The sequence below is a fragment of the Mycoplasma sp. HU2014 genome (assembly GCF_001199495.1).
GTDB lineage: Bacteria > Bacillota_I > Bacilli_A > Mycoplasmatales > Mycoplasmataceae > Mycoplasma.
Map to the genome: position 1 here is coordinate 1 of NZ_LFYS01000056.1, position 11,276 is coordinate 11,276.

The following is an 11,276-nucleotide window of genomic DNA, read 5'->3' on the forward strand; positions in this document are numbered from 1 at the left end:
CAAAATACAACTCAGATTTCACCGAATGCTTAGAAATCGGTTGATTTACAAATGAAGACGGTGTAGTTGAAATTCAATCTTTTCATTATAAGACTAAAAAAGTACCTAGTGAACTACCTAAGCACATTACAAGCTTGAAATTTGCTTTTTGAAAGAACATAAATACAAAAATACAAGGTATCGAAAACTGAGACACTTCAAAAGTAACTGATATGAGTTTTATGTTTTACAATGCTAAAAGATTCAATACAAATATCTCTAATTTTAACACTTCAAAAGTAACTGATATGAGTTTCATGTTTAGTCGAGCAGAAAGTTTTAATCAGAACATATCAAATTGAGATACATCAAAAGTTATTTACTTTTGTGACTTTGTAACTAACTCAAACCCCAACTGAAAAGATACCCACAAACCAAAATTCAATCAAACATAGAGTTATATACCTTATATACCTACCAATTAGAAAGGACACAAAATATGAAAAAAATACTTTCATTTCTTTCATTTCTTTCAATTTCTATAACCCCCAGTTTATCAGTCACTTCTTGTATTCCAATAATTTCAGATAATCCAAACATTAGTGATTTATATTCATTTGATTTAGATTTTTCAAATCCTGAAAAATATGGTGGTTGAGAAAAAATAAAACAAAACTATGAACAAGAAATAACAAAACAGGAACAACAATTAAAAGATTTAGAACAACAAATAAAAGATGATAAAGAAACATCAAAAGAACTAAAAGACTTTTTAAACCAAACCACTGTATATATGACTGAAATACAAATATCAGTATGAAAATGTATTGTTTCAGAAGCAAAATTCAACTTAAACAACAAAACAAAAAAATACAAAACTAAACTAGAAAAACAGCTTCAAGAAACAATAAATTTTATTAATAATTGAAAATTTATGAAACCTGAAGATTTATCTGAAGAAGAAAAGTTAATGTCAAAACCTGATGTTGAAATATGAACTAGAATTCAATCAACATTAAAAACTAAATTAGAGTATTTCAAATCATTAGATAAAAACTAATAAGTTATATACCTTATATAACTTATATAACGCTTAGAAAGGACTTTATGGCCAAAGTAAAGAAATCTCAAATTCTATCTCTTATAGGTGCTTGTTTAGCTGTTCCAGCTGTTATTGTTGTTCCAACAGTGCTTGTCTTAAAAAGTAAAGATGAACCAAAACAACCAACTCCACCAACACCACCAAATCCAGATGAAACCAACAATGATAAAAAACCTGATAGTGAAGTTGTTCCAACTCCAGATATACAACCTTCACCTCAACCTGAAGTTGAACCTCAACCTACAGAAGACACAAACCAAATCAGAATTGAGGTTTTAAACCTTTTAAACCAAAAATTTGAAGAAAGATTAAATATCATTATTGATGTTATTAATACATTAAGTACTCAAAAAGATAAAAATGAAGAAACAAAACACAAAATAGAACTAGAAAAACAAAAACTTCAAAGAGATATTGATAACTTAAAAGCTTTTACAAACCAAGATGATTCTAGTTTTACATTAATAACAGATCAACTACAACACCAAATAACGAGTTATCAAAATCTAGTAGACAAACATAATCAAGAAGTTTGAAAACTCCAAGATGATATACATAAATATCTACAAAATCGTTTTAAGTTAGAAAAACAATTAAATGATAATACAACTAAACTTAATTCTTTAAAACAAAACTTTGAACAAGAAGAAACTTCACTTACCAAACTTAAAAACGAAAAACAAAAATTAATTAATCATCTTCAACAACAACAATCAACTCAACAAACAACTTTAGACAAACTTGAAAAACAATTAGAAGAATTAAGACGTGAAGAAGCAAATTTAACTAATGTAATTGATCAAAGAAACAAACAAATTTCTGCTCTAAATACTCAAATATCTGACCAAATCAGAGATATAAATCAACAAGAACAAGATATTAAATCAAAACAAGCTGAAAAACAACGTTGAGAAAATGCTTTAGTAACTCAAGCAGAAACTAAAAAGCAAAGATTAACTAACATCAAAAATCTTATTAGAGATATTTTAAGACTTGAAAATGAATTATCTACTTAAAAATAACAAGTTATATAACTTATATACCTTATATACCTACCAAATAGAAAGGAATTATCAATTATGGTTAAAAAGATAATTATTGATTTAGATGAAGAGCTGCATAAACAAATAAAAGAAAAAGCAAAGTCAAAAGGTATGACTATTGCTTCTTTAGTTAAATATTTAGTTTTTAGTAACGATGAATTTAAAAAAATGCTAAAACAATTTAAAAACTTATATACCTTATATACCTACCAATTAGAAAGAACATACTTATAAATGAAAATCATAAAAACAAAAGAACTTCACTTCTTATAATAAAGATGGTTTTTCAAAACAAGATCAAATTAGACTTGCTGAACTATTTAAAGAACTAGATAAAAAGAATGTTAAAGTAATGTTAAGTAATCATGACACAAAATTTATAAGAGAATTATATGATGGTTTTCAAATAATAGAAGTAGAAGCTAGAAGAAACATTAACTCTAACGCTTCAAAAAGAGGTTATGTTAAAGAAGTTATAATTAGAAATTATAATAATTAAATTTTGAGTTAAATGTGAGAATCTAGACTTTAATCTTGAATTAATACCTACCAAAAACAACATTTTCACAAACTAAAACACTAGAATTCCATAGTTTTAGTTCCTATAAATCAAAATATTAAATAACAATTATAAATTAAAAGGAGAATGAAAAATTATGACAAAAAAACAATTAGCAAAACAATTAGCAAATGAATTAAACTTAAAACAAATAGATTCTTATGAATATGCAACCAAATTATTTAGCTTAATAGCTGAAGAATTAGAAAACGGTAATAAAGTTGAAATTTCTGATTTTGGAGTTTTTAAACCAATCACAACAAAATCAAGAACGGGTTTTAACCCAATAACTAAAGAAAAAATAGAAATTCCTGCTAAAAATACAGTTAAATTTAAAGTGTCTAAAAAATTAATAAAAACTGTCAAATAGCAATTATCATAGACTTAATTAAGTCTATTTTTTATTAAATTATTAAACTTTAAATAATAACTCAAGCAAAAAGTGTGTAAATACACGCTAATTGCTTGTGATTGGAGTGATTTATATGAATAAAAAATATAGTTATAAAGATATTTCTGCTTGATTTTTATCTAAAGAAAGTATGACTCATAAAAAGTTACAAAAATTAACTTATTATACTGAAGCTTGATCTTGTGCTTTATTTGGTAGCAACATTTTAAGTGATACTTGTTTTCAAGCTTGAATTCACGGTCCTGTTTCTGTTGAATTATGAAATGACTATAAAGAATTTGGTTGAAATGATATACCTAAACAAGAATTTGATGAAAGCATTTTTGATGAATATACTCTTAACCTTTTAGACTCAGTTTGGTATACATATGGTAAAAAATCAGGTTTTGAATTAGAAGCTTTATCTCGTTCTGAAGAACAGCAAGAAAAGATTTAACTGAATTTGAACAATCAAATCAGTTAATTAGTTATGAAGATATGAAAAACTTTTATAAAAGCATTTATATAGGTGACTAATTTTAAAATAAAAAAGAAAGAAAGAGGTGACAAACAATGAAAAATAATAAAAACAACAACATTAGATTTATTTCGCGAGATTCTATATCTGAAGAAGAATTAATAGCTGAAGCAAAACGTAAAATTGATGATACATTTAATGATAAAGAGTTTGTTGCTCTTTTAAAAAGACTAGAAAAAATGTAATACATAATTAGAGTCTTTTTTTATTTTATTAAAGTTTAATAAAAATCATCAAATAAGGAGATTGTTTTTTATTACTAAATAATAATTTTTGTTGAGATATGGAGCTATTAATAGGGTTTAAAGAGATTTTAATATCATAATAAAACCAAAGATTTTGGATTTAAAAATAATATTAATTTAGATGTTTTTTTAGGTTTTTAAAAACATTTATTGTGCTAAAACTAGTGTGTTTTTATGAGAATAATAAATTTATTGTGCTAAATTTAATGCAATTTTGTGAGAATGATTTGACACTTAAATTTTGTGTGGGATTCCACACTTTTTTAAGTTTAAATTATAAAAATAAAAAAAGAGAGATAAATCTCTCTTCTGCACAGAATCCCGCATACTTCATATCATTTGATATATACGCTTAAGCTTGCTGAGGTTGTTCTGCGTCTTACTTATTTTGTGGTTATTTTTATTTTTGGTTGAACTCACAGTCTTCCTTGGTCTAGAATAACCTAAACTCCCAAAAATTGTTTTTTTTATTTAACTTTCCACCAAAAGTTAGAATTTTAAAAGAACAAACCTTAGATAATAAACACCGCTAAACAATGTTTACATATAAAAAGATAACGCGTTTTATTTTGAAGTTCTCAATTCATAGAAAATAAATATAAATTCTTAAATAAAAAGACATTTTTTCTAATTTGGTAAAATTTTTTAGGTAAATTTGGTAAAAAATATTTCTTAAATCTTGTAAACTTTTTTCTTAAAAATTGTAAAAAAACTTATTTTTATATTTTTATCCCAAAAACTATATCATATTCGGGACAAATTTTAATTAAATGACTGATTGATAGGTATATAAGTTATATAACATATATACTTTTTTAGTTAAACATACAGGAGAAATTTAACCGGAATTCCGGTATTTTTTCTTGTGTTTGAGTAAAAGTTTACAGAATTTAGAATTCATCATTACTTAATTTAGTTAAAATTGGTGGATGATTTATCATTTAAAAACTCATCTTTTAAAATTGATAACAAAATACAATTAAATTTTGTTTGTTTATATTCTTCAATTAAATCTGTTAATGAAAAACCAGGAGTTGAAGTGTTTTTAAAAGACAATTTATTTCAATCTAATTCTTTGAAATATATTTTAGCTTCAGGGTTTTTAATTTTAATAAAAATATATTGTCTATTTTTGGATAGTTTTTTAGGATCATAAATAATCTCATTATAGTCATAATAACCTTGTCTATGAACAGCAAAATCTCAATTATAAAGTTTTTTGTTGAAGTATTTTTCAGTTTTTACTGTGTTATTATGTAAAAAGACTTCAAAATCATCATGTTTTGTTTGTTTTCTTTTAATAATTCTCTTATTATTAACTACTGTTTCAATTCCTTTATTAATTCATATTTGAAAAACTGAATTAACATCATATTCTCTATTGTTAACTAAAAAAGAATTTGATTTTAATTCTAGTTCATAAACCAACTTTGCTGTTGGTTTAACTTTACTTTGTAAACTATATCTTTGAAAACATTTAGGTAAAATAAAAGCAACTATACCACTTTCATCCAATGATTTGTTTAAAAATTCTAAAGCTAAGTTTCCTTTTTTTCCAAAAGGTGGATTACCTATGGTTATTGTTTCTTTATCAAATGGTATTTTATATTGTAAATAGTTTGTTTCTATAATCTTTTCTTTATCAGAAAAATTAGAACCATCTATATCTATTGTGATTATATTTTGTTTATCAATTCCTTTTTTAACTAGTGAATTGTAGAAATTACCACTTCCAACAGATGGTTCAATGAATTTTTTGTTTTTTGAAGATGGAAATAATGAAAAAAGTTTATCTACTAGAAAGTCAGTTATTTTTGGATTTGTAAAAAATTGGTCTAACTGTTTTGTTTTATTCATCAGAATCATCTCCTTTTATTAATTTTATGACATTATTATGTCATTTTTTGTTCAATTCTTTTTCAAAAATATTAATATTTACATCTAGCGTACAAAATTCTTTTGAATATTGAAAAGCTTTTCTAACATAAGGATACAATCCAAAAATATTGTTTTCTTCTTGTGTTTTAATTTTTTCTTTTAAAGTTTTATAATCTAATTTCGTAGGTAAATCATCAAAAAAATTGTTTAAAGCAATTCTTACATCATTACTTAAAAAGTCCTCTCCCTTAAAGAAAGTTAGTCCTTCATTAGCAACGACAAATATATAAATACACAAACTTTTTGGTAAGTTTGAATTTCAAGTTGGGCGAGAATTTTTTGTTTTAGAGAATTTAATTTCAATAGGAAAAACCACTGACCCACAAAAAACAAGAATATCAGGAAAATTTTGAGAACCATAAGGTTCTACAATAAAATGATTTTTTAAGGTTTTGAAAGGATTTTTAATGATTTCAATATTATTTTTTGAGAGAACTTCTTGTTTCAAATCATCTCATTTTTTGTTTATGAGATTTTTATCTTGTTTTGATATGTTTTTTTGATTTGGAAATTCATATGTTTGAATATCATTAATTGTTTCTTTTTTATTAATAGAATTTAGTTTTACAAAACTAGAAATATTTAGTAATTTTACAATTCTATCTTCAAATTCAGAACCTTTTTGAGCTTGTATAAAATTTGTGTAATTTTTATCTAAATATTCAAAAACATCTGCCAAACTCTCTCTCTCTCTCTCTACAAGAGCATTATTTTTATTTGAACTATTACTCATTTTTTTATTCTTTCCTTTTTCTAAAATAATTATATCAATACATCTATTTTTATTTAAAATAATATTTTGCTGAAATAATATTTTATAACAAATATAGGGTTCGATTGTTATGGTAGATTTATGAACAATTTAGTTGGATTTCCGACCTTTTTGTCTCTATGATTAAACAAAACTTTACAAGAGATTACCGATTGAAAATAAAAAAAGAGAACTTGGAGTTCTCTTGTGTGTACTTTGATTGTACTTATCGATTATTAAAAACACTCATTACCATTGTCATATAGTTTTCTTGGTCAAAGGTAGTATATCTGACGTCAACTCATGTTTTGTCATCCTGAATTTCTCGCAAATGCTGAATAGGAAGTTACATTTGATGTGTTTCATTTAGAAATATCTTGATTAAAGTTTTTAGCAAAGAGAAACATACCACTCATATCAGTTACTTTAGATGTATTTCAATTATTTAATGGTTGGTTGAATGATTCTGCTTCTCGGAACATATAACTCATATCAGTTACATTTGAGGTGTTTCAAGATGATATATCTTGGTTAAATTTTTCAGTATTAGCAAACATTCTAACCATATAAGTTACATTTGAAGTGTTTCAGTTACCAATGGGTTGGTTGAATGATTCTGCATTATTAAACATGTATGACATATCAGTTACTTTTGAAGTGTTAAAATTAGAGATATTTGTATTGAATCTTTTAGCATTGTAAAACATAAAACTCATATCAGTTACTTTTGAAGTATTTCAATGGTTTAAAGGTTGATTGAATAAGAAAGCTCCTCAAAACATACCATTCATCTTTTTCACTCTAAATGTATTTCAGTTACCAATGGGTTGGTTGAAACTAAAAGCATTTTTAAACATACACTGCATATCTGTTACATTTGAAGTGTTTCAGTTACCAATGGGTTGGTTGAAGTTTCTAGCTGATTCAAACATTCAACTCATATCAGTTACATTTGAGGTGTTTCAGTTACCGATAGGTTGGTTGAAGTTTAGTGCATTATCAAACATTTGACCCATGTTAGTTACACTTGAGGTGTTTCAGTTACCGATAGGTTGATTGAAGTTTTGAGCTTCATAAAACATACCACTCATATTAGTTACATTAGAAGTGTTTCATCTTGATATATCTTGATTGAATTCAGAAGCTTTAGCAAACATTCAACTCATATCAGTTACATTTGAGGTGTTTCACTTTTCTATTCCTTTGATTTCAGAATTTTTATTAGCTCGAAAAGCACCTTCTAGACTTGTGATGAATTTTGGTAGGTGAGTTGGAACAAATTTAGTTTCTGTATTAAATTCTTCTATTTTTCCATTTTCATCATAACCAATTTGGGTGCAAGTTGTACCATTATATGTTGCTTCTTGTCTTTCCGGTCAAACCTTTTTAAATGAAAGTTCTAATTTAAAATGATTATCATTTTTGTATTTAATGTCAAAGGTTTTGTTGTTGTTTGTACCAACTGTTGGTTTTGACTGTGAATCACTTAAAGCTAAATTTATGTGGTTAAAGAAAGCATATTGTTTTCCTTTTTGTTTTAACCTATTAAAAATGTCTTGATAAGTTCAACCTGCTCAAGTGTCACTAGCAATTTCATCATCTCAAACTTTGTTTACATATTTTGCAAACACTTCTTTTGCTTGAGAGATTTTTGTATTGATTTGTTGTTGAATTTCTAGAAGTTGTTGTAATTTTTCTTGTAGTTCTTGTTGAACACGTTGGATTTGAAGGTTTAAATTGCTTAATTCATCTACTAAGTGACTAATGTCTTGATTTAATTGGTTGATTTGGTTAACAAGTTCTTCATTTTCTTTGTTTAGTTTGTCTCGATAAGGTTCAAGATTGTCTAGTAATTCTTTTAGTTGACGTTTAGCTTGAACTAGTTCAAGATATTTATCTTCACCATCATCAATTTGTTGTTGAAGTTGAGTTATGTTGGTTAATAATGTTCTAAGTTCATTGATTTTTTGAACAGTGTCAATTTCAGTTGGTTTAGAAGTTGATAGTAATGAATAAGTTGTTGTTGGGTTGTTTCGATTGATTTCAGTGTTGATTTCATCTAACAGTTCTTGATTAAACTCAAGTTCTTTTTGAAGTTCTTGTAATTGTTTTGTAAGTGATTTCAACCTGTTTTGTTGCTCAGCATGTGGGTTTACAGGTGTAGTTGAATCTGGAGTTACATTATTAGAGTTTTCGTCATTATTTGGGTTTTTAGGTGTGTTTTGAGTTGTTTTACAAGACACAACACCAAAAGTTGCTGTTGATGATAATGCTAGTATTGAAAGTGTAGATAATAATTTCTTCATTTATGTAAATCCTTTCTAATTTATGTGTAAGTTATATAAGGTATATAACTTTTTAACTTGTTTTAGGAACAGTTAATCTAGATAGTTGTTCTTGAAAATTTTTGATTTGTCGTTCAAGTTGTTGTTTTTGAGAATTGTATTGTTCTAAGTTAATTCTACCACTTTGTAGTTGAGAGTTTAATTGTTCTTTTTTAGTTTCTAATGATTGGATTTGTTGAGTTAATCTTAGTTTTGTTGCTAATGTAGAGTCAACTTGATTTAAAAGAGTGTCTGCTCTTTGTCTTATTTGATTAATTACTTCTAACATTTGATTGTTTTTAGTTTCGATTTGTTCTAATTTTTGTTTTAACTCATTGTATTTAGATTCAAAGCTAGTTTTTAATGAAGTTAATTGTTGGTTCAATTGCTCATCTTTTTGTTGAAGTTGTGTTTGTAAATTTGATAGATTTTGATTTAGTTGATCAATAGTTAATTGCGTTGTTCTTTTTAACTCATTATATTGAACTTGAAGTCTATCTTTTTCATTTCTTAAGTTTTGTATAGTTCTTTGTAATTGACTATCATTTTCTTCTAACTCTCTAATTCTTGTTTCTAATAAAGTTTTGTTTTGATTCAATTCAGTTAGTTGTTGAGTTAGTTGAGAGATTTGTTGTTCTTTAGATTGAATTGAGTTGTTTAACTGAGAGATTTGTTGTTCAAGTTGTTGTTTTTCTTGATTAGTTTGTTCATTTTGTTCTTCTAACTCTCTAATTCTAGTTTCTAATGAAGTTTTAGTTGAGTTTAATTCAGTTAATTGTTGAGTTAATTGTTGTTTTTCAGTTTGAAACTCTTGAAGTTGTTGTTGCATTTGGTTATTTAATATTTGTTTATCTTGAGTAAGTTGAGAGATTTGTTGTTCTTTAGATTGAATTGAGTTGTTTAACTGAGTTATTTGATTATTAAGTTGTTGTTTTTCAGATTGAAACTCTTGAAGTTGTTGTTGCATTTGGTTATTTAATATTTGTTTATCTTGAGTAAGTTGAGAGATTTGTTGTTCTTTAGATTGAATTGAGTTGTTTAACTGGTTGATAGTTAATTGTGTTGTTCTTTTTAACTCATCATGTTGAACTTGAAGTCTATCTTTTTCATTTCTTAAGTTTTGTATAGTTCTTTGGGATTCACTATCATTTGTTGCGATTTGAGCTTGTAATTCACCAATTCTTGCTTCTAATGAAGTTTTAGTTGAGTTTAATTCAGTTAATTGTTGAGTTAATTGTTGTTTTTCATTATTTAAGTCACTTATTTGTTTTTGAGTTGTTAGTTTAAAATTTATTAATTCAGTTGTTTTTAATTCTAATTGACTAGTGATGTCTTTTAATTGTTTATTTAACTGAGTTTGTTTTTTAAATTCTTCTATTAGTTTTTGCTCTGTTTCTAAAAACTTTTGTTTAAGTTCATCTAAAGAATATTTAGTTTCATTTATATTAACAGATTGAGGTTTATTAGCTATAGCAATTCCAGGAGCAGCATAAACAGCAACTGCAATTGTTGTTCCAATTCCAGCAAGAAATGATAACAATATTTTTGTTTTTTTTAATTTTTTATTTTTAAAAGAATTATTAATTTCATTAAACAATTCTTCTTGAATATTTATTTGTTTTTTCATAGGATTCACCTTTTCTATTTGTGTAAATGTTTGTTTATTTTCACACCAAATGGTTAGGTAAATCTTGATATTTGCTATGAACGTTAAAAATCTATCAAGTAAATTCACCCGATAGTTGTCATATTCATTTTTTGTGTTTGTTTTTTTCTAATAATAATTATATCAAAATGGTTTAAGTTTGTGTGGGATTTGGGTAAAAATCTGGGATTTGAATCCTGAACTTTTCACGTTCGTGTGACTAGTTTAGGTTTTTATTAATATCTTTCGTGCATTGATTTACATCTTTTTCGGTTATTTTTAATGCAGATAAAATTATTTTTTGAGTCTTGCTTAAACCATAAGAACTTACATATGTTTTATTGAATTTTGCTAACTCCATTTTTGATAATTCACTAAACAATGTGTTTACTGTATGATGACCATTTTCAGCTAAAAATTCTTTCATACAATAACTGAAATATGATCTAACAATCAATGCTAAAAATGAAATAAACATTTTTGATTCTAAAACCAATCTATCTTGAACATTAAATTTATTTAAATCAAAAGTGGTCTTAACAGTTGAAAATGCTTTTTCAACAAGATCTCTTTTCTTGTATTGAGTAAGTATAAATTCTAAATCAGAATCAACGTTTGAAACTATTATTGAGAACCCTGCATTTTTGTGAACTTTTTCAAAAACATTTTCTTTTAAAAAAACAACTTTTTGATTATTTTCATCAACATTAATATCAAAAAAGTTTTTGTATTCTTTTTTTAAAACTTCAATATCTAATTTT

At 25.5% G+C, this 11,276-nt stretch carries 12 protein-coding genes and 1 pseudogene; 8 read left to right on the plus strand and 5 right to left on the minus strand.

Annotated elements, in window-relative coordinates; all coding sequences use genetic code 4:
• The 8 genes and pseudogenes from AB668_RS03295 to AB668_RS05540 all read left to right on the plus strand — a co-directional run.
• Positions 1–434: BspA family leucine-rich repeat surface protein (locus AB668_RS03295; RefSeq protein ID WP_152908038.1), on the plus strand; the 434-nt coding region annotated here is incomplete at its 5' end.
• A 44-nt stretch (positions 435–478) separates the two neighbouring features.
• Positions 479–1,039, plus strand: coding sequence for a hypothetical protein (locus AB668_RS03300; RefSeq protein ID WP_050517610.1), 561 nt, complete (start codon positions 479–481; stop codon positions 1,037–1,039).
• A 47-nt stretch (positions 1,040–1,086) separates the two neighbouring features.
• Complete coding sequence (locus AB668_RS03305) at positions 1,087–2,097, plus strand: hypothetical protein (protein ID WP_050517611.1); 1,011 nt, start codon at positions 1,087–1,089, stop codon at positions 2,095–2,097.
• A gap of 63 nt (positions 2,098–2,160) precedes the next feature.
• The gene (locus tag AB668_RS03310) at positions 2,161–2,358 is read left to right on the plus strand and encodes a hypothetical protein (protein WP_050517612.1); all 198 of its coding nucleotides are present in this window, start codon (positions 2,161–2,163) and stop codon (positions 2,356–2,358) included.
• A gap of 31 nt (positions 2,359–2,389) precedes the next feature.
• A pseudogene (locus AB668_RS05305) lies at positions 2,390–2,623 on the plus strand (DNA adenine methylase); the annotation flags it as partial.
• Between the two features lie 157 nt (positions 2,624–2,780).
• Positions 2,781–3,053 (plus strand): HU family DNA-binding protein, encoded by a 273-nt coding sequence (locus AB668_RS03315; RefSeq protein ID WP_050517613.1) that lies wholly within the window; start codon positions 2,781–2,783, stop codon positions 3,051–3,053.
• 115 nt (positions 3,054–3,168) lie between these two features.
• Positions 3,169–3,531, plus strand: coding sequence for a Panacea domain-containing protein (locus tag AB668_RS03320; RefSeq protein WP_442928558.1), 363 nt, complete (start codon positions 3,169–3,171; stop codon positions 3,529–3,531).
• A 116-nt stretch (positions 3,532–3,647) separates the two neighbouring features.
• Positions 3,648–3,797, plus strand: a complete 150-nt coding sequence (locus tag AB668_RS05540; protein ID WP_152908048.1) for a hypothetical protein — start codon at positions 3,648–3,650, stop codon at positions 3,795–3,797.
• Between the two features lie 972 nt (positions 3,798–4,769).
• Here the strand turns inward: AB668_RS05540 and AB668_RS03325 are convergent.
• From AB668_RS03325 to AB668_RS05745, 5 genes are all read right to left on the minus strand, one after another.
• Entirely contained in the window at positions 4,770–5,714 is a 945-nt protein-coding gene (locus tag AB668_RS03325) for a hypothetical protein (RefSeq protein ID WP_050517614.1), read from the minus strand.
• Positions 5,707–6,474 carry a type II restriction endonuclease gene (locus AB668_RS03330; protein ID WP_152908049.1) on the minus strand — a complete coding sequence of 256 codons (768 nt, stop codon included), beginning with the start codon at positions 6,472–6,474 and terminating at the stop codon, positions 5,707–5,709. The genes AB668_RS03325 and AB668_RS03330 overlap by 8 nt, the downstream gene beginning before the upstream one ends.
• A gap of 308 nt (positions 6,475–6,782) precedes the next feature.
• Positions 6,783–8,852, minus strand: a complete 2,070-nt coding sequence (locus tag AB668_RS05310) for a BspA family leucine-rich repeat surface protein (protein ID WP_082160329.1) — start codon at positions 8,850–8,852, stop codon at positions 6,783–6,785.
• A gap of 52 nt (positions 8,853–8,904) precedes the next feature.
• Positions 8,905–10,497 (minus strand): hypothetical protein, encoded by a 1,593-nt coding sequence (locus tag AB668_RS03340; protein ID WP_050517616.1) that lies wholly within the window; start codon positions 10,495–10,497, stop codon positions 8,905–8,907.
• Between the two features lie 238 nt (positions 10,498–10,735).
• On the minus strand, positions 10,736–11,276 hold a 541-nt coding region (locus AB668_RS05745; protein ID WP_160315010.1), incomplete at its 5' end, for a transposase.